This is a genomic window from Streptomyces sp. NPDC111507, assembly GCF_055638955.1.
Genome location: NZ_JBVKBU010000016.1, coordinates 155,790 through 182,254 on the forward strand (window position 1 = coordinate 155,790; position 26,465 = coordinate 182,254).

Genomic DNA, 26,465 nt, shown 5'->3' on the forward strand with positions numbered 1-26,465 from the left:
TGTTGTGGCGGCCGTCGGCCGCCCGGTCGGCGTCGCGTCACACCGCAACGGCTTTGGAGGGCAGGTCTTGTTCGGCTCAGACGACCTTGCCGTCCGTCGCGGAGCGGGAGCCCCGCCTGTGGGACAGCTGAGCGACGAGGAAAAGGCCGCGGCCCTGCTCGTGGATGATGTGGGGCTGGCGGGGGCGTGGGTGGCTGGTGTTGCTGTCAGAGACTTCGCAAGGCAAGACCTGGTGCTGGATGAGCCGTAGGCGGATCGACCCGCCGCCGTAGCGGATGGCGTTGGTGACCAGTTCACTGACGATCAGCTCCACGGTGGCCACCAGATGGGCAAGCCCCCATTCGCTGAGCTGACGGGCTGCCGCCAGCCGGGCGATGCGGACAGCGGCCCGCGCGTTCGACAGTTCCCAGGAGGCGACCTGGGCCGGTTCATCCTTGCGATTCCTCCCATGGGGTCGCGGAGTATGAGCGCGACGGCCGAGCGGTTGAGCGGCCACAAGCGCGGCACCTCGCAGGCTGGGGCCGCTTTGTCCCAATTTCCGATGAAAGCATCAACGACGATTGCTTAATCGTCAAGACCACCAAGACTGATCAAATCATCAGATTCGAATCACGCGGGACCGACAGCCTGGGCACCCCGGCGCCCTGACCGGCGCAAGGTGCAAACCCGGGCGACGCTGGCGGGTGCCGCCGTGCCCAGTAATGCCCAGTTGCTTGCCGGTGTGGCTGATCTCCTCGGTCCAGTGACCGAGATGGGCGGTGCGGGTGAGCATCTTCTCGGAGGGCGGGCGGGCTTCGTCCAGGCGGCCGACGCGGCCTGGGTGAGGGTGTCGAGCCGTTCATGCCGCTACCGGCCGTGCTGGCCATTTTCGCCGCCTCGACAGTTCCATACATCGTATGGTAATTCTTGGAGGGTGCTTCCGTACGCCGTATGGAAGAGTTTGCTCGGGCCAAGCCGGGCGCCGCACATTGCCTGCATGCAGCCGATGGCGCGAATTGCACCAATCGGGAAGGAAAGATCATGAACAAGCTCACGAGGCGCGTTGGCGTCGCCGCTTCCTCCGTGGCGGTCGCGGGTATCGCCGTTCTCGGTGCCGGGGGCACCGCTTCGGCCGCGACTTCTGCATCCGCGCACGTCCAGCACCCGGCCGTCAGTGTCAACGCCGGCGACTGCCGGTGGGACCACGGTGTCGGCTACCTGCTCGAACTGGGCTACTCCTGGGACGAGATCCATGGCTGGCGCCATGACGGCCGGGGTGAGATCAGCGGTCGCTGACCGCCGTCCCAGGCGGGCAGCGCTCCGGCGCCAGAGCCACGCCGTAACGCCTCTCCCTTCGTTGCCTCTTCGCTGCCAGTCCAGCGGCGGTCCGGCGGGGCGCAGCCGAGGCAGAGACACCTTGGAGTGAAAGTCGATGGAGTCTTTGAAGACCGTGACGCACGGGGTAGCGGTGCAGCTTGTCATCTCACGCACCTACTCGCTGTCCATGTGCATGAGCCTGCGTTACGAGCCCGCTGATCCCTACGTCGTCCGTGCCGTCTTTTTCACCGACACTGACGAGCCGGCCCAATGGGTCCTGGGGCGTGATCTTCTGGCCGATGGCCTGAGGGGTTCCGCAGGCTGTGGGGACATCCGGATCTGGCCGGCCGTCGGCCGTGGTGACCAGGCGATGTACCTCGTCCTCGGGTCTCCAGCGGGCACCGCCTTGATCGAGGTTCCCGTGCAGGACGTCAGGACCTTCCTGGAGAACACGGAGGCGCTGGTGCCAAGGGGTGCCGAGTCCGGACACATCGACTGGAACCTCGAACTGGCGAACCTGTTCGCGAAAAGCTGAGAGAAGCCTCCCAACCGCCGTGCGGATGAGGATCTTTGTCCCGGCCGCAGAAGAGAAGGAAAGAGAGTTCATGTCCGAGTACCAGCTTCGTGTCTACACGCTGTGCGGCCGTGATGCGCTCATCGCCTACGAGAACATCTGGTCCAAGCACATTCCCGGTCTGGCCAAACACCGGATCACCACACACGGTGTCTGGACGATGCCCGCGGCTCCCGGGAGTGAGGCGCCCCAGCTGTACGCCCTCGTTTCCTACCGGGACGCCGACGACGTACAGGAGCGGCTGCAGGCGTACCTGGCCAGCCCTGAGTTCCGCGCCGACATGGAAGGCTTCGACATCAGCCAAATCGTCGAGGTCGCCGAGTCAGTGCTGACGCCCACCGCCGACTCACCCTTGCGGTGACAGGGACCGAGCCGCTCGAAGTGGAGCAATTGTCATTCCTGAAGGGGCGGATGTCGTCAAGAGGGTTTTCGGCGCGGGCTGTTGACGGTTCCGGGCAGGGGTGAGTGGTTCGCGGCCGGTGGGCGTTGACAGCGGGCCTGGGCGGACTCGACGAGCTTGAACACGATCGCCAGGGCCGCGGCCGGACTGCCGGCGCCCCGGGTGACCCTGGTGCGGAGCTTGATCGTGGAGAACGTCGACTCGAAGCTCGGGTTCGTGGTCCGCAGGTGGATCCAGTGCTCGGCAGGGAAGTCGTAGAACACCAACAGCTCCTCCCGGTTGTCGGTGATCTTCGCGACGGCCTTCGGCCACTTCGCACCGTAGATCTTCTCGAACGCCTCGATCGCCTTCTCGGCGTGAGCGCGGTCCTCGGCGTTGTAGATCTCCCGCATCACCTTCGTTGCACCCGGCTGAGCGGACTTCGGCAGGGCGTTCGTGACATTTCTGGCCTTTGCGGACCCAGCAGCGCTGATGCTGGGCAGCCGGGAACACCTCGGCCAGCACCTTCCACAGCCCATCGCGCCGTCACCGACGACCAGCTCGGCGTCACGCATGCCGCGCCTGCGGCAGTCGCGCAGCAGGTCGGCCCCCGACTCGGTGGACTCGCGCAGGCCCTCGGCCAGAGCGATCAGTTCCTTGGTGCCGTCCAACCGGTCGCCGAGCAGGACCAGCACGCACGAGCGTGCCTGCCCGAGCCGGACCTTGGGGTGCACCCCGTCGGCCCACACGTACACGTAGTCGTGGTCCGACAGGTCCCGGTCCTGGAAGGCGGCATGGTCGTCCTGCCACTGCTTTGTCAGCCGGGTCACGGTCGCCGCGGACAGGCCCGCCGCGCCGCCGAGGAACTGCTCCAGCGCCGGAACGAAGTCTCCGCACGACAGGCCGTGCAGATACAGCAGCGGCAGCACCTCGGAGACCTTCGGCGACTTGCGGCACCAGGGCGGCAGGATCCTGGAGAAGAACCGCTTGCGCTCCCCGGTGGCCTCATCGATGCGGCGGTCGTTCACCCGCGGTGCCCGCACCGCCACCGGCCCGGCCGCGGTGACCACGGACGTCGGCTGGTGGCAGCCGTTGCTGACCACCAGGCAGCGGCCGGCTTGGTCCGTCTCGGCCGCCAACTCGGCTCTGCACTGGTCGAATTCGGCTTCCAGGGCGACGGCGAGCATCCGGCGTGCGCCCTCGCGCACGATCTCGTCGATCAGGGAGTCGGATTCGGTAGAGCCCTCGTCGGTGACCACACTGAGCACGAGCATGGCTTCCCGACCCGTGCTGCGAACACGGGCCTACTCGGTGACCATCAGGATCATTCGGAAAGCTATACCCTCCGCGTCCCCCCGAGGCTGATCCATAGGTTTTGAGCATGTGCTCGGCTGCCGACAGCGTGGTCCTGGTCGTCTGGGAGCTCGTCACCAACGCCCTGCGCCACGGCGGCGGCACTTGGACCCTGGACCTGACCGCGCACCCGGACAGCATCGAGGTGGCCGTGCATGACCGCAGCGCGCAGGCGCCGCGCCTGCGCATCCCCGACCTGAACGGCGGCACCGGAGGCTTCGGCTGGCCCACGGTCAACCGCCTGCTCCGAGTGGTTGCTCAGCGCTACACGCCATCTGGCCGTAGCTGTACGAGAACGGGGCCGTGTGGGACACGCCCATTCCGGGTCAGGCCCCGACCGTCGGCGACAACACCCCGGCCCAACGCCCGCTAGACCCGACTCGCTTCGAGATCCAACCAGCAATGGCAGCAACTGACCGTAGCCGAGGACGACGAACGCGACGACGACGTTGCCCTGAGCGCCGATCCGGGTGGCCTCGCGCACGAGCTTGTGAGCAGCGCCAAGGAGGGCTGTCACAGCACCCCGGACCGCGATGCTGCGGGTGGCGGCCGCGGTCGCCAGACCCACTCGCTCACGAATGTACCGAGCAACTCACAGGCCAGGTCGCGGGCAGCGTAGGGCAGGTTGTGCCCGTAGAGCGCGCACGTGGATCCGCCGACGTGTACACCATCAGATCGACTCGGCCCACGACTGGCAGGATCAGACTGGGCCCGGCCATCGCGAGCCGGACACTCATTGCTGCCTTGGGGTAAAGCTCGGCTCGCTCGGCCAGGGGCCTGTCTCAGTCGCAATGCCTCGGCCGGCGCCCTGGCCGTCACCATCGGTGATGAGCCGGCTTTCCAGGCCCGTGATGATCGTGTCCAGCACCAGGCGGAACATGCGGTCCTCCTCAGGGCCCGCGTCCGCGGGCCCGTCTTCGCCGGCAGCAGGGGCGGTGGGCTCGAGGTTCGACCACTGGTGAAGCGCGCCGTTGAGTTCGGCGCTGAGGACACCGATGACGACCGCGCACATGAGAGCGGCGATCGGCCGGATCTCTGAGTGCGGCACCCCTGCGGCGTCCAGTGTCGCGGTGAGCGCAGCCCAGAACGGGTCTTCGGGATGGATGAAGTCCGGCTGGCTGAAGGAGTAGGCCATGAGGTTGGGGTGGCGGTGTGCCAGCGTCCGGAAATCTGTGGCGAGCAGGCGGATGCGCTCCTGCCAGGGAGCGTCTTCCAGGGTCACGGTGCGGAACTGGGCGCCGATCGTCCTGGCCACGCCGCGCAGCAGGGCGCCCCTGTTCGGTACGTGGTGGTACAGCGACATCGGGTTCGCATCCAGCGCGGTCGCGAGTCTGCGCATGGTGAGCGCCTCGACCCCGTCCGCGTCGATGAGCCGCAGGGCGGCGGCATAGATCCCGGTCCCCGTCAGAGGCACGTCTCTCTTCCTTGTTCCCCGTGGGGGAAGCTTCGCCTTTGTCATACACCGTACGGTATCGGTTTCGTACGGCGTACGGAAATGAGCTGGATCACGCAGTGGAGGAGCAGATGGTTCCGCGACCCGGCTTGCGCTCGACGTTCCATACGCCGTATGGTTTTTTCCATACGGCGTATGTTTCTGTGGTGCACCGCGGCCTCGACCGGCACCCTTGCCCATCCCTCTCCGCACAAAGGAGCAAGTCATGACCACGTCGAACGACCTTCGCCCCATTCGGTCCCCGCGCGGGGTGCCCCTGCTCGGCCACACGCCGCAGATCCCCAGCACCAACCCGGTGGAGTACTTCGGCGAGCTGTCCAAGCAGTTCCCCGAGGGCATCTACGGCATGGACATCGCCGGCATCGAGCAGGTCTTCGTCTACGACCCGGACCTGGTGGCCGAGGTCTGCGACGAGACGCGGTTCTTCAAGCAGATCGAGAAGACGCCGCTGCACCACGTCCGGGACTTCGCCGGGGCGGGCCTGTTCACGGCCCACCAGCACGAAGAGGAATGGGGCATGGCGCACCGTGTCCTCATGCCGGCCTTCAGCCAGCGGGCCATGAAGGCCTACTACGGGCAGATGCTGGAGATCGCCCAGAACCTGGTGGGCAAATGGGAGCGCAGGGAAGGTCAGCCGGTCAACATCACCGACGACTACACCCGGCTCACCCTGGACACGATCGCCCTGTCGGGGTTCGGCTACCGGTTCCAGTCCTTCGACAAGGAGGAGCTGCACCCCTTCCTCAACGCTCTGCTGGGCGCGCTGGTGGAGTCGCTGCGGCGCTCGCAGGAGCTGCCGATGATGACCAAGTTCCGCAAGGCGGACGACAAGAAGTACCGCGAGAACATCCAGCAGATGCAGGAACTGGTCGAGAGCGTGATCAAGGAGCGCCGCCAGGGGGAGGGCAGCGGTGAGGAGGACCTTCTGGGGCTGATGCTGGAGGCCACCGACCCGGAGACCGGCGAGCTGCTGGCCGACGACAACGTCCGCGACCAGGTGCTGACCTTCCTGATCGCCGGTCACGAGACCACCAGCGGCCTGCTGTCGTTCGCCACCTACTCGCTGATGCGCAACCCGCACGTCCTGGCCCAGGCCTACGCGGAGGTGGACCGGCTGCTGCCCGGCGACACCGGGCCGGACTACGACACGATCATGAAGCTGGACGTCATCCCGCGCATCCTGGACGAGACCCTGCGCCTGTGGGCTCCCATCCCGGCATTCGGCAAGGCCCCGCTGGAGGACACCGTCATTGGTGGTTGCTACCAGCTGAAGAAGGGAACGCGGGTCAACATCCTCGAGGGCCCGCTGCACACCCACCCCAAGGCGTGGGAGCGGCCGGAGGAGTTCGACATCGACCGGTGGCTGCCGGAGAACCGCGCCCAGCAGCACCCGCACGCCTACAAGCCGTTCGGCAACGGCTTGCGTGCCTGCATCGGCCGGCAGTTCGCGCTGACGGAGGCCCGTCTGGCCCTCGCGCTGGTGCTGCAGAAGCTCAAGTTCTCCGACACCAGCGACTACAAGATGGACGTCAAGGAGGCGCTGACGCGCAAGCCCAGCGACTTCCAGCTGGTCGTCCGGCGCCGTCAGGAACACCAGCGGACCGTCTTCGGCGCCGTGGACCTGCAGACCGACGACACGCAGGCGCAGGCCGCGGTCAGCGGTGTCGGGGTGAACCTGACCGTCGCCTACGGCTCCAGCCTCGGCTCTTGCGAGGACCTGGCGCGCACCATCGCCGACCGCGGCGAGCGCTCCGGCTTCGGCACCACCCTGACCAGCCTGGACGAACTGGGCGACAACCTGCCCACCGAGGGCCTGCTCGTGGTCGTCGCCGCCAGCTATAACGGCAAGGCCCCCGACAACGCCCAGCGTTTCGACGACCTGATCGCCGCCGGACTGCCCGAGGGCTCGCTGTCGAACGTGCGGCTCGCACTGCTGGGCGCCGGCAACACCCAGTGGGTGGCCACCTATCAGGCCTTCCCCAAGCGGATCGACGAAGCCCTGCTGGCCGCCGGCGCCACCCCCATCATCGAGCGCGGCATCGCCGACGCCGCCGGTGACTTCGACGGCATGGCCACTCGCTGGATGGACACCCTGTGGACCACCCTGGCCGAGGAGTACGCCGCCGACACCTCCGACGCGAGCGGCCCGCGCTACCAGGTCCAGCTGCTCACCGAGGCGGACGTGCGCCCCGCGATCGTCTCCGAGCAGGCCTACCCCCTCACGGTGGTCGCCAACGAGGAACTCGTGGCCGACGCGACCGGCCTGTGGGACTTCAGCCTCGAGCCGCCGCGCCCGTCGGCGAAGTCCATCACCATCGAGCTCCCCGAGGGCGTCACCTACGACACCGGCAACCACCTGGCCGTCTTCGCCAAGAACGAGCCGGCCCTGGTCAACCGTGCCCTCGCCCGCCTCGGCGTCGACCGCGACCAGGTCCTGCGCCTGGACCAGCCGGCCGGCGGCCGCACCCACCTGCCGGTGGGCACCCCCGTCACCGCAGGCCTGCTCCTCACCGAGTTCCTGGAGCTGCAGGACGTGGCCACCCGCACCCAGGTGCGCATCCTGGCGGAGCACACCGAGTGCCCGTGGACCCGGCCGCAGCTGCAGGCCTACACCGCCGACACGGAGGAAGCCGAAGAGCGCTACCAGAACGAGATCCTCGGCAAGCGCATCTCCGTGCTGGGCCTCCTGGAGCGCTTCCCCGCGGTCGAACTGCCGCTGGCCGTTTTCCTGGAGATGACGGGGCCGATCCGTCCCCGCTTCTACTCCATCTCCTCCGCCCCGCTGGCCAACCCGCGCCACGTGCGCCTGACTGTGGGCCTGCTGGAAGGCCCGGCCCTGTCCGGTGACGGCCAGTACCGCGGCACCTGCTCCTCCTACATCGCCGGACTCGAGCCCGGAGACGTCTTCTACGGCTACGTGCGCGTGCCCTCCCCGACCTTCGCCCCGCCGGCCGACCCCGCCACGCCGCTGATCCTCATCGGGCCCGGCACCGGCATCGCGCCGCTGCGTGGATTCCTGGAGGAGCGCGCCTCGCAGCAGGAGAACGGTACTGAGGTGGGCCTGTCGCAGGTCTTCGTCGGCTGCCGCCACCCGGAGCACGACTACTTCTACCGCCAGGAGATGCAGGCCTGGGAGCAGTCCGGGATCGCGCAGGTCCACACCGCCTTCTCCGCGGTGAGCGGCCACCCGGCCCGGTTCGTGCAGAACGCCATCGCGGGCGCCGCCGACACGGTGTGGCAGGCCATCGAAGACGGCGCGTACATATACGTCTGCGGTGACGGCCGCCGCATGGCACCCGCCGTCCGCGAGGCCCTCGCCGCGATTCACCGCCAGCGGACCGGCAGCGACGACGAAACCGCCCAGCAGTGGCTCGCCCAGCTCGAAGCCGACGAGCACTACCAGCAGGACGTCTTCGCCTGACCCCCAGACGCCGGGAGGCGTGCGGCCGTCCAGCCACCCCGCACGCCTCCCGGCCACCACAAGCCCGCCCGATGTCACACGGCACCGATCGGCCCGAATCGCCGGGAGTGCCACTCACAGAAGGAAGATCACCATGGACACCATGCTCGCCGGACGCTTCCACCTGGACAGCAAGAAGTTCGTCGTGGAGGAGGTCCCCGTCCCCGTGCCGGGTCCGGGCGAGATCCTCATCGAGGTGAAGGCCGCAGGCGTCTGCCTTTCGGACGTCCACCTGATCGACGGCTCCCTCGTCCCGCTGTTCGCCACCTCAGACGTGGTCACCGTCGGCCACGAGGTTTCGGGCGTGATCCACACCCTCGGCCCCGACCTCAAGCGCGGCCTGACCGTCGGAACCCGCGTCACCCTGGAGGCCGGCAAGACCTGCGGCCAGTGCGCCGGCTGCGTGCGCCGCCGCCCCTGCACCCAGATGCTCACCGCCGGCATCGACTACGACGGCGGCTGGGCCCAGTACACCCTCGCCCGCGAGGACACCCTCATCCCCATACCCGACAGCCTCCCCTTCGACCAGGCCGCGATCATCCCCGACGCGGTCTCGACCCCCTACGCCGCCGTCGTCGCCACTGCCGGAGTACGCCCCGCCCAGTCCGTCGGCGTGTGGGGTGTGGGCGGAGTCGGCGCACACAACGTACGCCTCGCCCGCCTGGTCGGCGCCGCACCGATCATCGCCGTCGACCCGCTGCCCAGCGCCCGGGAACGCGCCTTGGCCTTCGGCGCGGACATCGCACTCGACCCGACCGCCGACGACTTCGCCGACCAGGTACGCGCCGCCACTGCCGGACGGGGCCTCGACTTCGCCTTCGACTGTGCCGGCGTGCCCGCCGTCCGCGAGCAGGCCGCTTCCGCACTCGGCCTGGGCGGCTCCCTCATCCTGGTCGGTATCACGCCCAGGCCCCTCACCATCACCGAGGGCCTGACCTTCAACTACATGCAGAAGCAGGTGCGCGGCCACTACGGCGGCTACCCCGAGTCCGTCACCGAGCTCGTGCAACTGACCGCAGCCGGCCGCCTCGACCTCGCCCCCTCCATCACGGACCACATCCCGCTCGCTGACGCCGCCGACGCGATCCACCGACTGGAGAACAAGATCGGCGACCCGATCCGCCTCATCCTCGTCCCCTGACACGTCCAGCGGGACATCAAAGCCACCTCGGGCAGGGGTGAGTGGGCGCCGGTGCTTGAGGGAGCACCGGCGCCCACGGTTTTCCGGTATCTGCCGGCCTGGCACGCGCCGACTCCGAGCCAGGTGAGGCCTGGCAGGGGCACGGCGCAGAGCTGACTCCTCCCTGCAGGGGCACGGCGCCGAGCTGACTCCTCCCTCCAAAGGCCGCGGAACGCCGCTGCCGCCGACTCGTAGCTGGGCGCCCGAACCCGGCGTCCTCCGTTGCGGCGCACATGATCTGAAGTGGAGATGGAAATCATGCAGAAGGCCGACGCCTTGGGCCGTACTCCGCGGCGCAGTGATGCTCGCTCAAACCGCACACGTATTCTCGCGACCGCTCGACAGAAACTGGGGGACAACCCCGACGCGAGTCTCGACAGCATCGCTCAGGCGGCCGGCGTCGCGCGGCGCACCCTCTACGGACACTTCTCCAGCCGGCAAGCGCTGGTAGCCGCCCTGACGCAGGAAGCAGGCCAAGCGCTTCAACAGGCGTTCGCCACGGCCCGTGTTCCAGGTGCCGACCCGCTGGAGGCGACGGCGCGGATGGCCCTGGCGGCATGGGCGGTGGGCGACCAGTACCGCATGCTCATCTCCTTGGGCCGCCGCGATCTGGGAGACGAGGCGATCCGAGCCACCCTGGCACCGGCGCGCGAAGAGGCCACCGCGACCGTGCGACGTGGTCAGGACGAAGGCATGTTCGCGGACCATGTTCCCGTGCCAGTTCTCGCCCTGACGCTGGAAGCACTGATGCTGGCCCTCGCCGCGGAGAACGCCGCGTCCACCTGGGCGGATCCTGCGGGTGAAGCTGCGGCGACCGCGCTCCTGGTGGCCGCAGGCGTAGCGCCACAGGTGGCTGCGCTCCGCGTGTGGGACGTTCTGCATGAGTCGGAGGGGCATGAACGGCGTTCTGACGTCCGCCGCTTCGCCGCCTCAGCGCGCAGTCACTGAGGCAACGAAGAAGTGTGCGTCAGTCGAGCCCGCGTCAGTCGAGCCCGCGTCAGCCATTCCGTTCCGTCATGGCTGCTTGCGGGTTCGTGCGATGTGGCTCTCCAAGCCGACGATCGTCGCGTCCAGCGCACAGTTGAACATCGCGTCGATCACGTCCTTCGCGGGTGAGGGGGCGTCTTCCCCGTCCGGGCCGGCTGGTGCGGGGGGCAGGGTGGTCCACCGCTGCAGCGCTCCGGTCAGTTCGCTGACCAGCAGCCCCGTGAAAACCGCGCACAAGGAGGCAGCGACGCGCGGGATCTGCGAGGCCGGCAGTTCCGCGGCGGACAGGATGTTGATGAGCCCCTGCCAAAAGGGGTCCTCCGGCTGGACGTAGTCGGCTCGCGCGAAGGAGTACGCCATCAGTTTCGGATGACTGTGCGACAGTTTACGGAAGTCCAGAGCCAGTTGGCGCAGGCGGTCCTGCCAGGGGAGGTCCTCCCGGGCCCCCGCGCGGAACTGCGAGCCGACGCGCTCGGCCAGACCACGCAGCACGGCGTCCTTGTTCGGCACGTGGTGATACAGCGACATCGGGTTCGCATCCAGCGCGGTCGCGAGTTTGCGCATGCTGAGCGCCTCGACCCCGTCGGCGTCGATGAGCTGCAGCGCCATGGCGTAGATGCCGTCCTTGGTGAGCGGGACGTCCCTCTTCCTGGTCCCCCGGGGAGCCTTCTTTTCCATACGTTGTATGGTATCAGTGAGATGGTTCCATACGCCGCATGACAATCTGGGGCGCCGGTGCAACGGAGGCTTCCTCGCATCGAACGGCGCCCTTGCTCTCCCCTCTCTTGCCGCGCAAAGGCGCAAGCCCATGACCACCCAGCCCGCCCAAGATCGACCTCCGCCTCGCACGGTCCCCGCACGGCACTCCGATCCTCGGCCACACGCCGCAGATCCCGGCACCAACCCGGTCGTGCGCAGCCGGTCGCCCCGGCCTCGCCCCTCCGTCACCGACCACATCCCGCTCGCGGACGCCGCCTGCGCAATGCGCCGGCCGGCATACGGGATCGGTGACCCGGTCCGCCGCAGCCTCGCTCTGAGGAGTCGTCCAGAGGTCACCTCGGGCGGGGGAATCAGGCGAGGTCGGGCAGGGCGCGCCTGGTGACCTCACGGGCGTCGTCGGCGGGGACACCCAGCATGCGCAGGACCATCTCGGCCAGGTCTGAGGCGGCCTCGTCTCCGTCGAGGTCGGGGCGGGCCAGCCGCAGCGCCACGAGGGACATCAGGGTGCCGCCCAACGCGGACAGGGCGGTGGTCGCGTTGCGGCAGATGAAGCGGCCCGAGGCGATGCCGTTCTCCAAGTCACGCAGGGCTCGCGGGGCGAGTCCGCGGTCGGAGTGGATGTAGGCCAGACCGCGGTCACGCAGGATCCGCAAGAGTTCAGGATGGGAGTCGGCCATCCGGGCGGTGAGCCGGAAGCCCGCGGCGACGAGTTCGGCCGGGTCGTCGATTCCTTGTACGCGCTCGTCTATGACCTGCCCGAACTCGTCCAGGGCGTCTGTCACCGCGGCGTCGAAGAGCTCCGTCTTGGACTCGAAGTGGTTGTAGAAGGAGCCGAAACCCACGTCCGCGCGCTCGGCGATGGCCTGGATGCTGGCGCTGGTGTCCCCGGTCTCCGCGAGGATCTGCCGGGCCGCACGGACGAGCGCCTGACGGGTCTCGGCGCGGCGCCGCTCGAAGCGGTTCTTGGGCGGGGCTGACGTCGGCATACGGCGAGTGTAACAACCGTCGCGATGAGTCTGCCATTACTGATGAGATCATCAATTATTTGCGTCCACCCTATTGACGATGGGTAACGGCAAAGTTGATGATTTCCTCATTACAGCAGTGTTGCTTGGAGGACACCATGTCCCACACCCCCGTCAACAGGGCCGCTCCTCAGACGCCCCACCAAGACCTTCACAGTGAGCAGGGAGCCCTGCGCGGAGAGCACCCCGGACGTTCCCGGAATCCCGTGATCAAGGTGGCGGATCTTGCCTGGCTGGAGTTCGAGAAGCCGGATCTGGATCGGGCCGAGGTGTTCGCCCGTGACTTCGGGTTCGCGATCGCCGCCCGCACCGAGGGGGAGCTGTGGCTGCGCGGCACCTTCGCGGGCTCACCCTGCATGGTCATTCGGCGTGGGCGTACGTCGCGCTTCATCGGGCCGGCGTTCCGCGCGGCCGAGCGGGCCGACCTGGACCGGCTGGCCCGCGCCACCGGCAGTACCGTCCGCGACATTGCCGTACCGGGCGGTGGGCAGTCGGTCGCCCTGCTCGATCCCTCGGGCCTGCCGGTCCGGGTCGTGCACTGCGCCGAGCAGCTGCCCCCGCTGCCCGAGCAGGAGCCGCTGATCCTCAACTTCGGTACCGATCACCGTCGTACGAACGTTACCCAGCGTCCGCCCCGTGAGCCGTCCCGTATCCAGCGGCTGGGCCATGTGGTGCTGGAGACCCGGGTGTTCGCCCGCACCTTGGACTGGTACCTGGACACCCTCGGGATGATCGTGTCCGACTTCCTGTTCCTGGACGGGCAGCGCGGGCGCGGACCGACGATGACGTTCATCCGGTGCGACCAGGGGAGCGTGGCCGTCGATCACCACACGCTGGCCCTGCACCTGGGACCCGGAACCGGCTACGTCCACTCGGCCTACCAGGTCACCGACCTCGACGCGATCGCCGCCGGTGGGGAGTACCTGGCCGAGCGCGGCTACAAGCGCAGCTGGGGCATCGGCCGGCACATCCAGGGCAGCCAGCTGTTCGACTACTGGCGCGACCCCGACCACTTCATGCTGGAGCACTTCGCTGACGGCGACCTCTTCTCCTGCGACCTGGCGCCCGGCTGGGCACCGATGTCGGCGAGCGGCCTGGCCCAGTGGGGCCCGCCGGTCACCCGCGACTTCCTGGGCGCCAACCCGTCCCCCGCCAAGCTGCGCGAGGTCATGACGGCCCTGCGCGACGACAACGAACTCGACCCCGCACGCCTGCTGGGCCTGATGAAAGCGATGAGCTCATGAGCACCAACGTTCTGCGCACCACCGACGGTTGGTGGGTCGTCCGGGAGGAGCGCGCCGTCCGCATCGAGACCAAGGCCGCCACCACCGCCGAACTGCTCGCCGACCGGGAGGCGGTCCGCGAAGCCGCCGCATCCTCCGAGAGCGGCACGCCCGTCGCCGACCTGGTGGCACTGCCTCCGGTCACCACCCCGTGCCGGGTGGTCGCCCAGATGGTCAACTACCGCAGCCACGCCAAGGATTCGGGCTTCACCGGCGATATCCCGCCCACCTTCTTCCGCAAGGCGTCCGGCTCGGTCAGCGGCCCCCACGACACGATCATCCGCCCCGCGCACGTGAAGTTCCTCGACTACGAGGTGGAACTCGGCCTCGTCATGGGTGCCACCCTGCCCGTGGGCACCGTCGTCGAGGAGCAGGACCTGCCGCGCTACGTCGCCGGCCTCGTCCTGACCAACGACGTGAGCGCCCGCGACGTCCAGCTGACCAAGACCCAGTTCTACGAGAGCAAGTCCTATCCGACCTTCACCCCGACGGGTCCGTACCTGACCCTGCTGGAGCCCGAGGACTTCGCCCATCTGCTGAACCTGCGGCTGCGGCTGTCGGTCAACGGCGTGTCGCGCCAGGACCGCACGCTGGCCGACATGATCGTACGTCCCGCGCAGGCGCTCACCCTGCTCGCCCGTTTCCAGACCCTCGGCCCGGGCGACCTGCTGCTGACCGGCACTCCCGGCGGCACGGCTCTGAAGGCCCCGCCCAAGGCGGCCGAGAAGATCGCTGCGCTGCTGCCGCCCGCGCTGAAGTGGAAGGCGTTCTTCAAGGGCCAGGCCAAGAACCCCCGCTACCTGCACAAGGGTGACCTCATCACCGCCACGATCGCCACCCCGGACGGGCGGATCGACCTCGGCGAGCAGCGGACCCCCGTTACGGACGCGGTATGAAGGCCGGATCCCGGAGACCGGTGGTGATCATCGGTGGGGGACCCGTCGGGGTCACGGCCGCCCTGCTGCTCGCCCGGCACGGAGTGCGCAGCGTCGTACTGGAACGCCACCGGGGCGTGTACCCCTTGCCGCGCGCCGTCGTCGTGGACGACGAGATCCGCCGGATCCTGCAGAACGTAGGTGTACACGAGGAGTTCGCCTCCCTCACCCGCCCGGCGCCCGGACTGCGGCTGCTGGACGCCCGGCGCCGCGTGATCAGCGAGTTTCCGCGGTCCCTGCGCGGGCACCACGGCTTCCCGCAGACCAGCATGTTCGACCAGCCCGATCTGGAACGCCTGCTGCGCGATGCCCTGGCGCGCCGCCCCGAGTGCGAGCTGTGGGGCGGGGTGGAGGTCGTGTCCGTCACCCAGGACACCGATGGACCGAACGATCCCACGGGTCCGGTCCGGGTCACCTTCCGGCGCGACGGCAGCGACGATGAGGAGCACCTGTGGGCCGATGCCGTCCTCGGCTGCGACGGTGCGGGTAGCGTCACCCGTGACGCCATCGGCACCCTCTGGGAGGACCTGCACTTCGAAGAGAGCTGGCGGGTCATCGACGTGCGCACCAGCCGCCCGGTACGCACCTGGGAAGGCGTCGAGCAGATCTGCTGTCCCAACCGGCCGGCCACCTTCATGCGCGTCGGCGAGGACCGCTATCGCTGGGAGTTCCGGCTGGCCGACGACCAGAACCTGGACGGACCGGACGGATGGGAGTACCTGCGCGAGCTGGTCGCCCCCTGGGTGGACCTGCCGCCCGACGTCTCGCAGGGCGACGACTTCGAGGTGATACGGCAGGCGCAGTACACCTTTCGGGCCCGTCTCGCCGACCGGTGGCGCAGAGGGCGTGTCTTCCTGCTGGGCGACGCCGCCCACCTCACCCCGCCCTTCGTCGGGCAGGGTCTGTGCGCCGGCCTGCGCGACGCCAACAACCTCACCTGGAAACTCGCCCGCGTCCTCCAACAGGGCGCCCCCGAGGGGCTGCTGGACACCTACGAACGCGAGCGCAAGCCGCACGCCCGCCATGTGATCCGCGTGGCGGTCGCCGTCGGCTGGGCCATGACCGGGGGACAGGACCGCGGTGCGGCGTTTCGCCGAGCAGTCGTGGGCACGGCCTGTCGCATCCCTGGCGTGACCGCGGCGGTGGGCCGTGACCTCAGTCCCGCCCTGACCGCCGGTCCACTCGTACGGCGCCGCCCCAGGCTGACCGGCCGCATGCTGGCCGGCACCTTCTGCCCGCAGCCCTGGGTGCGGCATGACGGCAGTCGCGTGCGCCTCGATGATGTCCTCGGGGACTCCTTCGCCGTCCTGACCGCTGTGCCGCCCACGGCGCGGATGACGGCCGTGGCCACGGCACTCGGCGCCCCGACGATCCGCGTCGACGACCTGGGCGACGACGGCACCCTGGCCGGCTGGCTGGCACGCGGCCGTGCCGACGCCGTCCTGCTGCGCCCCGACCGCGTCGTGATGGACACCGTCCCGGGAGGAACCGGCGACTTCACGGACACCGTCGCCTGGGCCCCCCTGCTGCACACGGCCCGCCGAACCGCCGACGCCCGGCCCGCCTGACGAGGAGCACCACACCATGACCACGCCGCACCCCGCTCCGTATCCGGAACCCTTCTTCATTCCCGACCCGAAGTCGGCCGCCCGCAGCCGCATCGCGGACTTCGCCCGATGGGCGGCCCGGCACCGGGGCGCCGAAGGGATCCAGGAGCCCACGGACTACCCAGCCCTGTACCAGTGGTCCGTCACCGACCTCGAAGGGTTCTGGGCCGCGGTGTGGGAGTACTTCGACATCGACGCGACGACTGGGTACGAGCGGGTGCTGGCCGAGGAGACCATGCCCGGCGCCCGCTGGTTCCCCGGCGCCACCCTCAACTACGCCCATCACGCGCTGCGCAACCTGCAGCCGGACGCTCCCGCGATCACCGCCCTGGACGAGACCGGAGCCGGCTATGAGATCACGGGCCGGGAGCTGCGCGCCCGGGTCGCCTCCGTCGCTGCCGGCCTGCGCGACCTGGGCGTCGGACAGGGCGACCGGGTGGTGGGCTATCTGCCCAACACCCCCCACGCCGTCATCGCCTTCCTCGCCACCGCAAGCCTGGGCGCGGTGTGGTCGGTGTGCGGCCAGGACTACGCACCCAAGGCCGCCGCCGACCGCTTCGCCCAGCTCGAACCCACGGTGCTCATCACCGCTGACGGCTACCTCTTCAACGGCACCACCCACGACCGCCGTACCGCCTCGCTCGAACTCGCTGCCGCCCTGCCGACGCTGAAGGCCACGGTGCTCGTGGACCACGTGGGCCTTGTGTGGCCCGAGGGCGGGGACTCGGTGCTGACGGTTCCCTGGGAGGACGCGGCCACCCGTGTCGAGCACCTCACCGTCGCCCCGGTGCCGTTCGACCACCCCCTGTGGGTCGTCTTCTCCTCCGGCACGACCGGAGTGCCCAAGGGCATCGTCCACGGGCACGGCGGGGTCCTGCTCGAACACCTCAAGACCCTCGGCCTGCACACCGATCTGGGCACCGGGGACCGCCTGCTGTGGTACACCACCACCCACTGGATGATGTGGAACCTGGTCGTCTCCACCCTGCTGACCGGCGCCACCACCTGCACCTACGACGGCAGCCCCGCACCGCAGACGCGTCCGGACGTCCTGTGGGAGCTGGCGGCCCGTCACAAGGTCACCGTCTTCGGCACCAGTCCTCAGTACCTGCTGACCATGGCCAAGCTGGGCATCGAACCCTCCGTGCACGACCTGTCAGCGATCCGCGTCGTCGGCTGCACCGGCTCCGCTCTGCCCGCCTCCGCCTACCCCTGGGTCCGTGACCACGTGGGCGCCGGCGTCCAACTGGCGTCCACCAGCGGCGGTACGGACATCGTCTCCGGCTTCGCCGGCAGCGCCTCCACGACCCCCGTCTGGGCGGGGGAACTGTCCGCCCCCAGCCTCGGCGTTGCCCTGGCCGCCTACGACGCGACGGGCATCCCTGTCCTCGACCAGGTCGGCGAACTGGTCGTCACCCGGCCCTTGCCGTCCATGCCGTTGTACTTCTGGAACGACCCCGACGGCAGTCGCTACCGCGACGCCTACTTCGGCGCCTACCCCGGTGTGTGGCGGCACGGCGACTGGATCACACTCACCTCGCACGGATCGGTGATCGTCCACGGTCGCTCCGACGCCACCCTCAACCGCAACGGCGTGCGCCTGGGCAGTGCCGACATCCACGACGTCGTGGAACGCCTCCCCGAGATCAGCGAGGCTCTCGTCATCGGTGCGGAGGAACCCGGCGGCGGCTACTGGATGCCGCTCTTCGTGGTCCTCGCCGACGGGGTCGGCCTGGACGACTCCCTGCGCGTCCGGATCCGCGACGCGATCCGCACCGGCGCCTCACCCCGCCACGTCCCCGACGAGATCCTCGCCGTACCGGCCCTCCCGCACACGAAGACCGGCAAGAAGCTCGAGGTTCCCGTCAAGCGCCTGCTCCAGGGTGCCCCTGCCGAGCAGGTCCTGAACCCCGAGGCGGTCGACGATCCCGACCTGATCGCCTACTTCGCCCGCCTGGGCGCGGAGCGGAACAAGCGGTCAGCACACGACACATGGCGTCGGCCAGGGGACCACAGGCGCACGTGACAGCACGGGGTCCTTGTGCCCCGCCCGGCTCCGCAAACCCCGTCCCCACGGGGTGGTGCCGGGGCGGTCAACCCGCCCCGGCACCGCACACAACCGAAGTAAGAGAGAAATGATGAGCGTGACCGACCGCGAAACGCAGGCCCTCGATGTCCTCGACGACGCCGGACGAAAGGTGTTGTTCACCGAGGCCCGCACCGCGAACACCTTCGCCGAGGTGGCCGTTGCCGACGACGAACTCGCCATGATCTGGGAGCTCGCCCGCTGGTCGCCGAGCGCCGCCAACGGCCAGCCTCTGCGCGTGCTCTTCGTGCGGACCCGCGAGGGCAAGGAGCGACTCGTCCGGCATCTCGACGAGGGCAACAGGGCCAAGACGCTCAGTGCGCCGGCCGTGGCGATCCTGGCCTACGACCTCGACTTCCACGAGCACATGCCGACAGTCTTCCCGGCCCGCGGCGACATGCTGCGAGCGGCGTTCGACGACCAGATCGACACGCGCGAGAGCATCGCGGCCTACAACTCGGCACTGCAGACCGGGGTCTTCCTGCTCGCGGTCCGCGCGGCGGGGCTCGCGGCCGGTCCCATGGCGGGCTTCGACAAGGCCGGCGTGGACGGAGAGTTCTTCGCCGGTACCAGCTGGCGCTCGCATCTGGTGGTCAACATCGGTCACCCCGGTGCCGACGCATGGTTCCCGCGGCTGCCGCGCGTACGAGTTGAGCACGCCCTCGCCTGGGCCTGACGGCACTGCAGCTGCCTGGTCGCGCGGGTCGAAGTCCGATCAGCCCGAGAGTGGTCGGCGTAGAAGTGAGAGGTGCCATGCCGTGGGCGCCGGTGCTCTCCTGAGTACCGGCGCCCACTTTCTCCCCTGCCTGGGGTGGATGTGATGGACTTTCTGGAAGCGACCGTCCTCGTAGCGGCCATCAACGAGTGGCTGCAGCTCGGGTGATCATGAGGTGCCGCGTGCGATGCGGAGAGTGATGCCTGGAGGGGCAGTTCGATGAGGGCGTAGGGGAGGATCGCACTCTTTCATGCCGTCACGTCCGAATTCGGTGTATTCGTAGTACCCGATGATCAGCCCTGCCTCGGCGCCGAGGGACCCTGCGGGTAGAGCAGAACTCCGGCAGCGAACGCGACAACGGAACAGCCGACACCGGAGTTGGCGATCTGGCTCCAGGCTTCAGGTGGGAGTAGCGGTCGTCACGCCGACCTCCAGGGGGGTCCCAAAGCCGGCACGCACGCCTCGACTGATGCATGTCGCGGGCCTTCGTGCGAGTCGAGGCCGCCTCTTGCCTGGGACCTTGATCAACACCCCTAGTGCGACGGAGAACTTCACACTCGCATTTCCATACGTCGTATGGTTTACTCGAAGATAGTTCCATGCGGCGTATGGAACCTTGGAGCCTTGCTGCGGAAGCGACTTCTCTCGCGCTCGGTGACGCAGTGCAGAGTCGACCGAGCCCGCGCAGAGCAGTCAACAGCGCCCCACGAACTGCACCAGTGACAGAAGCACCCGTCTGCACTGGCGGATTGTCCTGGCCCGAAGGAGAGAACCCGTGAGTAACCTGACAAAGCGCATGTGTATCGCTTTCACCCCCGTGGTGGTGGCGGGCGGAGCCGTAGTCGGTCTCGGGGGTACCGCGTCGGCTGCGGCGTCCGAGCATGTCCAGCGCCCGGCTGCCGGTGTCGCGGCCGACAACCCGCTCGGGCGGCGGTCATGAGCACGACTGGGGCCGGAGCGACGACCGCGGGTCGGGCCGCGATCACGACTACTTCGGGGACCGTGATGACGGCCACCGCCGGGACCAGGGCACCAGCTCCTCTGGGGCGATCACGGTGGGGACCGCGACGGCGGGAGCCACTACAACCACGACCGGCAGGGCAGTGGCCGCTGACACGAACATGGCCCTTGCCAGGCAACCGAGGTCGCCTGCATCCCTGTGATGCCCCCGGCGGTCAGTGATGGCTTTGTCTGCTCCTGCCGACCGGCCGGACGCCCTGGCGACGTCACGAGATGTCGCTCCCGCGAGCGCTCTCGTGCCGTCCGCCATCAGTCCCGCCGCCACCATCCCCATATGGCTCGAGACGCCAGGAGCGAACCCATGAAGTCAATGAGAACCGTGATGCAGGGTCTCCCTGTACAGCTTGTCGTCTCGCAGGAAATATCCCTGCCCATGTGCATGAGGCTGCGGTACGAGCTCAGTGATCCTTATGCCGTTCGTGTTGCGTTCACCGTGGACGAAAGCGATGAGGCGGTGGAATGGATCATCGGACGCGATCTGCTGATCGACGGCCTGAAGGGCCCCGTCGGCGAGGGAGACGTTTGGATCTGGCCAGCCGGCGAGCGCGACCGCGGTGCTGTGTATATCGGCCTCAAGCCGCCCGACAGTACGGCGTTGCTCGAAGTTCCAGCGCAGGACATCAAAAGGTTCCTGCAGGAGACAGAGACACTCGTACCCAGAGGATCCGAGTCCGAGCACATCGAACCGGACGCGCTACTGAGGCACCTCCTCGCCGAAGGCTGAGGTCTTCCTGCCCGGAATCAGGCTCTGGGTGTGATTGCAGCAATACGTGCCGTTGCAAGCCGAGACCGCCCTGACCAGCTGCCTGTGCCCCGTGGCGACGTTTAGCGTAGACATCCTGAGGCTGGCACACTGAATATGTGTCCCTGTTGATGGCCGCTGCTGACCAGAATGCGTCCTCATCGATTGGCGGCGCCGCCGTGGTGTCGGTCTGCGCATTGGTCTTCACGGTCTCCTCATTCTGGTGGATCAATGCCAGACAAGGGCGCCTGAAGACATGGGAGCCTCACTCCTTTGCAGCGGTTTTCAACTACTCACTGGTTCGCCTGCGGCTTCCGCTCGTCCTTCACAACACCGGCGCCAAGCCGATAGTTGTGCAGGATCTCAGGCTCACCTTCCCTGATGAGCCAGCCTCTCATCTACCACTCTTGTGGATGTCTTCGCCGTCTCGTCTCCAACCCGGACCGGACGAGGAAATGAAGTTGCCGGCCGGATTCGTTGTGGCCGGCAGAGAAGCTCAACAACTTTTCATCGAGCTCGAGGCACCGTTTCCCGGGCTCCTTCCGGAGGCCCGTGACTACAAGGTCCAAATTCAAGTGAGGGTTGGCCACCGCAAGGGGTGGCGCCCGCTTCTGACGTTCACGTTGAGGACCACCAACATCATTGATCCCGACCGGTACGCCGTCTACAACAACGCACCTCTTGAACTGACGAAGGAGGATCAGCGAAAGGCAGACGCTGCGCTCCTGGAGCTCTTGGACAAGCAGGAGAAGGACGCTTCCACTCAGGGTGGGACCAAGCGGCGAGACGCTTCGAGCGACGATGGCAACGCCGGTACCGACCTGTAGGCCGGGAAGATGGTCATGAGATCGGCAAGGGCGGACGTGTTGGTGCACTGCACGTACGGCACGTTCTGACCGTTGCGCCCATCCGGCGCCGCTGTCGGCAGGTGCCCAGTCATCCTTGCTCTCTGTGAGCACGCCAGGCGCCGGAGATTCACGTCTCGCTACCGAGGGGCTCGCCCCTCTTGTCTCGCACCGCACCCACCGGCGCCATCCCAACGCGGTGATTCCCCTGAGCGCGCATCTGAGGTGAGGCAAGTGCGCCTTGACAATCCTGAATTGTCAAGGCGCACTTGCCTCATGGCTCTTCCCGACCTGGACTGCCTCATCGCGGAAGTCGACCGAAGGTGCGCCACGGCGCACTGCCCGGCGGACAGGAACAGCCCGACCGGCTCGCCCTCCTCACGGTCGCCCCCCCAACTCGCAGGCGCTGGCAGACAACCTGGTCGAGGATTACGTCGAGCACTGCCGGATGCACGGTTTCTCATGGGCGGACATAGGCGCCGCCCTGGGCGTGAGGCGGCAGGCGGTCCAGCAACGCTTCCAGGCCCCGCACAAGCGCTACAGCCCCGAGACGATGACTGACGACCTCCGTCAGGCGATGGTCCATGCCAAGCAGGCAGCGGTGCAGCACCGCATCTCATCCACGCTGGTCAGGCCGTGTAGGGGCGCTGTCGTGAGCTCCTGCCAGTCGACGGTGATGGTGGGTCTTCGGTGATTGCTGGGCAGCCCCGGCCGGCGCCAGGATGGTCCGGTGCTGCTGCGACTGCCCTACCTGGCCCTGACGAGCATGTTCACCTTGATACGGCTCCTGCCGATGGGCGATCGCGACAAGGACACCGAGATCCTGGCGCTGCGCCACCAACTGGTCGTGCTGCAGTGGCAGATCGACAGGCCGATGCTCACCTGGCCGGACCGCGCGCTGCTCGCCGCACTTCTGCACCGCCGCCCCGGGTACAACTTCGCCGACTCCAGCTGATCGTCTCCCCGACATGGTGCTGCGCTGGCACCGTGACCTGCTCCGCCTACACCACGGCAATGCCTCCCGACCCAAGCGCCCCCGGTGACGGCGCACCATACGTCCGGGTCCGGGCCCTGGTGCTGAGGCTCGCCGGCCAGAACCTCAATCGGGGGTACCGGCGTATCCACGGCGAACTCGCCGCTCTCGGCATCAAGTTCGCCGCCGCCACTGTGTGGAACATCCTCAAGGGGCACGGCATCGATCCTGCGCCTGACCGGGACCTCACTATCTGGGCTAACTTCTTGAGCTCCCAAGCGCAAGCCGTCGTCGCCGCCGACTTCTTCGAGGCCAGGACCGACCGGTGCGACCTTGTACGTCCTGGCTGTCATTGAGCACGCCACCTGGCGCGTGCGGATCCTCGGCGCAACGGCGCACTCGACGGTGGCCGGGGTCAGCCAGCTCGCCCGGAACACGGTCATGGACCTCCACGACGCCGGCGCCGGGGTGAAGTTCCTGACCCGCGACCGGGATGTCCGCCACCCGGCGGCCTTCGACGCCGTCCTGCAGGCCGGGGGTATCGAGGTCGTCCAGACCGGCGTCCGGATGTCGCGCATGAACGCGGTCATGGAGCGATGGGTGCGGTCCTGCCGAACCGAGCTCCTCGACCGCACCCTCATCTGGAACCAGGCCCAACTACTCCACGCGCTGCGCGAGTACGAGCAGTTCTACAACCAGCACAGGCCCCACCACATCCTTACAGGCGCCGCACCGCTGCGTCCCCTGCCCGAACCCATCACCCAATCCGACCGGCTCACCCACCTCAACGTCCACCGACACGTTGCGTGACCAGCGCGGACGTGGTTCTTGGCACCTACAGGGTGGACGAAGTATTCGTGCTCGACATCAGGCAAGGAAACTTCGCGAATCACCCAGTAGACGGTGGTCAGGTCAGAGGGAATCGGAGTCAGATCCACGAGTGCATCCGTCGCCTTGTGGCTCTCATCCGTTGCGAGTGCGACGGCGTTCTCACCAGGCGGGAAACCGTGGGTCTTCGCAACCTGCGGAGCACAGCCGTCCAGGAGGCGGCGCGGGGCAGGGATCGAAACGAGCCGAACATGTCTTTACTCGTGCGTTTCGCACAGTGAGCTCGTGACAGTCGTGACTGTCAGTGCCCCAGGCCGGCTTGCGAGGCTCTTGGGCGGGCCACGGAAGGGGAGGCATGGACAAGCGGTACGAGGTGTACGCGTTGGCGGACGCGCACTTCTACGAGACACCCGACCGGCTGGCGACGGGCGTCGCAGGGGCGGCTCAGGGGACTGTTCCCCTGTTCGAGACGGCACGCAGGCCCATCCCGGAGGGCTGGGCGACGGCCCGCGTCGGTGACTGGCTGACGCTTACGCCGCTCGGCGCGGACGGCGCCCCGGCGGCGGCGCCGGCCCAGGGCTGGAAGATCCACGCCTCGGCCACCCGGGCGAACGCCGATCGGATCGCGGCGATTGTGTGGGACTACTGCCTGCCCCGCCACATCCCGTTCAAGTTCGTGCCGGGCCCGCATCTGCTGCATCTGCGCAACACCAAGTACGCGGGTCGCGACACCAGCGGCAAGTTCGTCACCGTCTACCCGGCCGACGAGGAGCAGTTGCACACGGTCCTGCGTGAGCTGGGTTCCCTGTTGGAGGGCTTTGAGGGCCCCTACATCCTCACCGACCTGCGCTGGCACGACGGACCGCTGTACGTCCGCTACGGCGCGTTCGCGCGCATATACGTCGTCGACGAGCGGGGCTCGCTCGTGCCGGCGGTGCGCGACGGCTCGGGCACGTTGGTGCCGGACCGGCGGGCGCCGTCCTTCCAGGTGCCGGAGTGGGTGGCGCTGCCCGCGTTCCTCGAGCCGCATCTCGCGGCGCGCAACACCACGACGGTGGGTGAGCTGCCGTACCGCATCGAGAAGGCGCTGCACTTCTCCAACGGCGGCGGAGTGTACGCCGGCACCGACACCCGGGACGGGCGCAAGGTGGTGCTCAAGGAGGGGCGGCCGCACGCGGGGCTGGCCTCGGACGGGGCGGACGCGATCGCCCGGCTCGAGCGGGAGAAGCGGGCGCTGGAGGCAGTGGCGGGGACCGGGGTGGTGCCCGAGGTGCGGGACTGGTTCACCCTCGGAGACCACCGCTTCCTGGTCATGGACTTCGTGGCGGGGCGCCCGCTGAACTCCTTCTTCGCCGAACGGCACCCGCTGCTCTCTCCCGACCCCGACCCGCAGGCCGTCGCCGCGTACACGGCATGGGCGGTGAGCATCCACCGGGCGGTGGAGTGCGCGGTGGAGAAGGTGCACGCGCGCGGGATCGTCTTCAACGACCTGCACGTCTTCAACATCATGGTCGCGCCCGACGAGGAGTCGGTGTTCCTGATCGACTTCGAGGCGGCCGCCTCCGCCGAGGAGAACGGCCGCCAGGTCGTGGCGCATCCCGGGTTCTTCGCGCCACCGGACCGCCGGGGCGCCGACGTCGACCGGTACGCGCTGGCGTGTCTGCGGCTCGCCCTGTTCCTGCCCGTCACCACGCTGCTCGTGGTGGACCGGGGCAAGGCGGCCCATCTGGCCGAGGTGATCGCGCAGCAGTTCCCGGACGTGCCGAAGGAGTTCCTGGCCGAGGCGGTCGCGGAGATCACCCGCGATGTCTGCGGCACCGGCGCCCCTGCCGGCGGGACCGGAGCGCCGGAGCGGGTGCCGTCGGCCCCCGCCTCCCGGGTGGAGCCGGGCGACTGGCCGCACAGCCGCGACTCGATGATCAAGGCGATCCTTGCCTCGGCGACCCCGGAGCGCGACGACCGGCTCTACCCCGGCGACGTCGCCCAGTTCTCCGACGGCGGCGGCCTGGGCCTCGCGCACGGCGCGGCCGGCGTCCTGTACGCCCTGGCGGTGGCCGGCGCCGAACGCCACGACGAGGGCGAACGCTGGCTTCTGGACCACACTGCCCCGGCCCCGACGGGCACCCCGCTCGGTCTCTACGACGGACTCGCGGGCGTCGCCCACACCCTCGACCTGCTCGGACACCGGCAGCGGGCCCTCGACCTGGTCGACGGTATCCTCCGCGAACGCTGGCAGCATCTGTCCTCGGACCTCCAGGGCGGCCTGGCCGGCCTCGGCCTGGTGCTGGGGCAACTGGCCGTCACGACCGGCGAGTCGGAACTGCGCGAGCGGGCCGCCGAGGCCGCCGACCTCCTCGTACGTCGCCTCGCCGAACCGGCGCCGGCCGCGCCCCGGCGACGGGCCGGGCTGATGCGGGGCGCGAGCGGGCCCGCGCTGTTCCTCCTCCGGCGGTACGAGGAGACCGGCGAGCGTGCGCTGCTGGAGGCGGCCTGCGTGGCGCTGCGGCGGGACCTGGAGTGCTGTGCCGAGCGTGAGGGGGGCGCGGTGGAGGTCGACGAGGGGTGGCGGACCATGCCGTATCTCGGGGACGGGAGCGTGGGCGTGGGGCTCGTGCTCGACGACTATGCGGCGCACGTTCCGGACGCCGGCGCGGAGTTCGCGCAGGCCCGTGCCGGCATCCTCACCGCGGCCACCTCCCGTTTCTACGCACAGCCCGGCCTCTTCCAGGGACGTGCCGGGATGATCCTGCACCTCGCCCGCACCACCGCGCCGGGGGCGACGCGGGCGCGGCTCGACGAGCAGATCGCCGGGCTGGGCTGGTCGGCGATGTCGTACCAGGGCCAACTCGCCTTCCCCGGGCACCAGATGATGCGCCTTTCCATGGACCTCGCCACCGGAACGGCGGGCGCGCTGCTCGCCCTCGCCGCAGCCTTCGGCTCGGGCGACGAGGGCGTTGCCGCGCACCTGCCGTTCCTCCCGCCGCCGCATCGGCGGCCTCTATGA

22 protein-coding genes and 1 pseudogene are annotated in these 26,465 nt (G+C 68.7%); 18 read left to right on the forward strand and 5 right to left on the reverse strand.

Annotation, left to right across the window (positions count from 1 at the left end; genetic code table 11):
- Window positions 1-76: 76 nt before the first annotated feature.
- Window positions 77-496, reverse strand: a complete 420-nt coding sequence (locus ACZ7M2_RS41735) for an ATP-binding protein (protein ID WP_471599767.1) — start codon at window positions 494-496, stop codon at window positions 77-79.
- A gap of 524 nt (window positions 497-1,020) precedes the next feature.
- Between ACZ7M2_RS41735 and ACZ7M2_RS41740 the strand changes: the two genes are divergently transcribed.
- The 3 genes from ACZ7M2_RS41740 to ACZ7M2_RS41750 all read left to right on the forward strand — a co-directional run bounded on the left by ACZ7M2_RS41740 (window position 1,021) and on the right by ACZ7M2_RS41750 (window position 2,231).
- Window positions 1,021-1,275, forward strand: coding sequence for a hypothetical protein (locus ACZ7M2_RS41740; protein ID WP_471599768.1), 255 nt, complete (start codon window positions 1,021-1,023; stop codon window positions 1,273-1,275).
- 136 nt (window positions 1,276-1,411) lie between these two features.
- Window positions 1,412-1,831, forward strand: coding sequence for an SsgA family sporulation/cell division regulator (locus ACZ7M2_RS41745; RefSeq protein WP_471599769.1), 420 nt, complete (start codon window positions 1,412-1,414; stop codon window positions 1,829-1,831).
- Between the two features lie 70 nt (window positions 1,832-1,901).
- Window positions 1,902-2,231: an NIPSNAP family protein gene (locus ACZ7M2_RS41750; protein WP_471599770.1), complete on the forward strand. Its 330-nt coding sequence runs from the start codon at window positions 1,902-1,904 to the stop codon at window positions 2,229-2,231.
- 56 nt (window positions 2,232-2,287) lie between these two features.
- On the opposite strand, the gene ACZ7M2_RS41755 is transcribed toward ACZ7M2_RS41750, so the two are convergent.
- Window positions 2,288-3,523 (reverse strand): IS256 family transposase, encoded by a 1,236-nt coding sequence (locus ACZ7M2_RS41755; protein WP_471599771.1) that lies wholly within the window; start codon window positions 3,521-3,523, stop codon window positions 2,288-2,290.
- A gap of 116 nt (window positions 3,524-3,639) precedes the next feature.
- On the opposite strand from ACZ7M2_RS41755, the pseudogene ACZ7M2_RS41760 reads away from it, so the two are divergent.
- A pseudogene (locus ACZ7M2_RS41760) lies at window positions 3,640-3,882 on the forward strand (ATP-binding protein); the annotation flags it as partial.
- Window positions 3,883-4,335: 453 nt separating this feature from the next.
- Here ACZ7M2_RS41760 and ACZ7M2_RS41765 read toward each other — a convergent pair.
- Window positions 4,336-5,016, reverse strand: coding sequence for a TetR/AcrR family transcriptional regulator (locus tag ACZ7M2_RS41765; protein ID WP_352052819.1), 681 nt, complete (start codon window positions 5,014-5,016; stop codon window positions 4,336-4,338).
- 244 nt (window positions 5,017-5,260) lie between these two features.
- Here ACZ7M2_RS41765 and ACZ7M2_RS41770 point away from each other — a divergent pair, with 244 nt between their 5' ends.
- The 3 genes from ACZ7M2_RS41770 (at window position 5,261) to ACZ7M2_RS41780 (ending at window position 10,643) form a co-directional block, all read left to right on the forward strand.
- Window positions 5,261-8,476 carry a bifunctional cytochrome P450/NADPH--P450 reductase gene (locus ACZ7M2_RS41770; protein ID WP_471599772.1) on the forward strand — a complete coding sequence of 1,072 codons (3,216 nt, stop codon included), beginning with the start codon at window positions 5,261-5,263 and terminating at the stop codon, window positions 8,474-8,476.
- Between the two features lie 133 nt (window positions 8,477-8,609).
- Window positions 8,610-9,656 (forward strand): zinc-binding dehydrogenase, encoded by a 1,047-nt coding sequence (locus tag ACZ7M2_RS41775; protein WP_471599773.1) that lies wholly within the window; start codon window positions 8,610-8,612, stop codon window positions 9,654-9,656.
- A gap of 288 nt (window positions 9,657-9,944) precedes the next feature.
- The gene (locus tag ACZ7M2_RS41780; protein ID WP_471599774.1) at window positions 9,945-10,643 is read left to right on the forward strand and encodes a TetR/AcrR family transcriptional regulator; all 699 of its coding nucleotides are present in this window, start codon (window positions 9,945-9,947) and stop codon (window positions 10,641-10,643) included.
- Between the two features lie 66 nt (window positions 10,644-10,709).
- Here ACZ7M2_RS41780 and ACZ7M2_RS41785 read toward each other — a convergent pair whose 3' ends face one another.
- Window positions 10,710-11,360 (reverse strand): TetR/AcrR family transcriptional regulator, encoded by a 651-nt coding sequence (locus ACZ7M2_RS41785; RefSeq protein ID WP_471599775.1) that lies wholly within the window; start codon window positions 11,358-11,360, stop codon window positions 10,710-10,712.
- Window positions 11,361-11,752: 392 nt separating this feature from the next.
- Window positions 11,753-12,388 (reverse strand): TetR/AcrR family transcriptional regulator, encoded by a 636-nt coding sequence (locus tag ACZ7M2_RS41790; protein ID WP_471599776.1) that lies wholly within the window; start codon window positions 12,386-12,388, stop codon window positions 11,753-11,755.
- Window positions 12,389-12,525: 137 nt separating this feature from the next.
- Between ACZ7M2_RS41790 and ACZ7M2_RS41795 the strand changes: the two genes are divergently transcribed.
- From ACZ7M2_RS41795 to lanKC, 11 genes are all read left to right on the forward strand, one after another.
- The gene (locus ACZ7M2_RS41795; RefSeq protein WP_471599777.1) at window positions 12,526-13,671 is read left to right on the forward strand and encodes a VOC family protein; all 1,146 of its coding nucleotides are present in this window, start codon (window positions 12,526-12,528) and stop codon (window positions 13,669-13,671) included.
- Complete coding sequence (locus ACZ7M2_RS41800) at window positions 13,668-14,606, forward strand: fumarylacetoacetate hydrolase family protein (RefSeq protein ID WP_471599778.1); 939 nt, start codon at window positions 13,668-13,670, stop codon at window positions 14,604-14,606. The genes ACZ7M2_RS41795 and ACZ7M2_RS41800 overlap by 4 nt, the downstream gene beginning before the upstream one ends.
- The gene (gene mhpA, locus ACZ7M2_RS41805) at window positions 14,603-16,213 is read left to right on the forward strand and encodes a bifunctional 3-(3-hydroxy-phenyl)propionate/3-hydroxycinnamic acid hydroxylase MhpA (RefSeq protein WP_471599779.1); all 1,611 of its coding nucleotides are present in this window, start codon (window positions 14,603-14,605) and stop codon (window positions 16,211-16,213) included. Before ACZ7M2_RS41800 ends, mhpA begins: the two co-directional genes overlap by 4 nt.
- A gap of 16 nt (window positions 16,214-16,229) precedes the next feature.
- Window positions 16,230-18,278, forward strand: a complete 2,049-nt coding sequence (locus ACZ7M2_RS41810) for an acetoacetate--CoA ligase (protein WP_471599780.1) — start codon at window positions 16,230-16,232, stop codon at window positions 18,276-18,278.
- 112 nt (window positions 18,279-18,390) lie between these two features.
- The gene (locus tag ACZ7M2_RS41815; protein ID WP_471599781.1) at window positions 18,391-19,014 is read left to right on the forward strand and encodes a malonic semialdehyde reductase; all 624 of its coding nucleotides are present in this window, start codon (window positions 18,391-18,393) and stop codon (window positions 19,012-19,014) included.
- Window positions 19,015-20,374: 1,360 nt separating this feature from the next.
- Window positions 20,375-20,797, forward strand: a complete 423-nt coding sequence (locus ACZ7M2_RS41820; protein WP_471599782.1) for an SsgA family sporulation/cell division regulator — start codon at window positions 20,375-20,377, stop codon at window positions 20,795-20,797.
- Window positions 20,798-20,934: 137 nt separating this feature from the next.
- Window positions 20,935-21,642: a hypothetical protein gene (locus tag ACZ7M2_RS41825; RefSeq protein ID WP_471599783.1), complete on the forward strand. Its 708-nt coding sequence runs from the start codon at window positions 20,935-20,937 to the stop codon at window positions 21,640-21,642.
- A gap of 748 nt (window positions 21,643-22,390) precedes the next feature.
- Complete coding sequence (locus ACZ7M2_RS41830) at window positions 22,391-22,615, forward strand: hypothetical protein (RefSeq protein ID WP_471599784.1); 225 nt, start codon at window positions 22,391-22,393, stop codon at window positions 22,613-22,615.
- A gap of 32 nt (window positions 22,616-22,647) precedes the next feature.
- Window positions 22,648-22,989 (forward strand): hypothetical protein, encoded by a 342-nt coding sequence (locus ACZ7M2_RS41835; protein ID WP_471599785.1) that lies wholly within the window; start codon window positions 22,648-22,650, stop codon window positions 22,987-22,989.
- On the forward strand, window positions 22,967-23,443 hold the full coding sequence (locus ACZ7M2_RS41840) for an integrase core domain-containing protein (protein ID WP_471599786.1): 477 nt from the start codon (window positions 22,967-22,969) through the stop codon (window positions 23,441-23,443). The genes ACZ7M2_RS41835 and ACZ7M2_RS41840 overlap by 23 nt, the downstream gene beginning before the upstream one ends.
- Before the next feature lie 373 nt (window positions 23,444-23,816).
- Window positions 23,817-26,465 carry a class III lanthionine synthetase LanKC gene (gene lanKC / locus ACZ7M2_RS41845; protein WP_471599787.1) on the forward strand — a complete coding sequence of 883 codons (2,649 nt, stop codon included), beginning with the start codon at window positions 23,817-23,819 and terminating at the stop codon, window positions 26,463-26,465.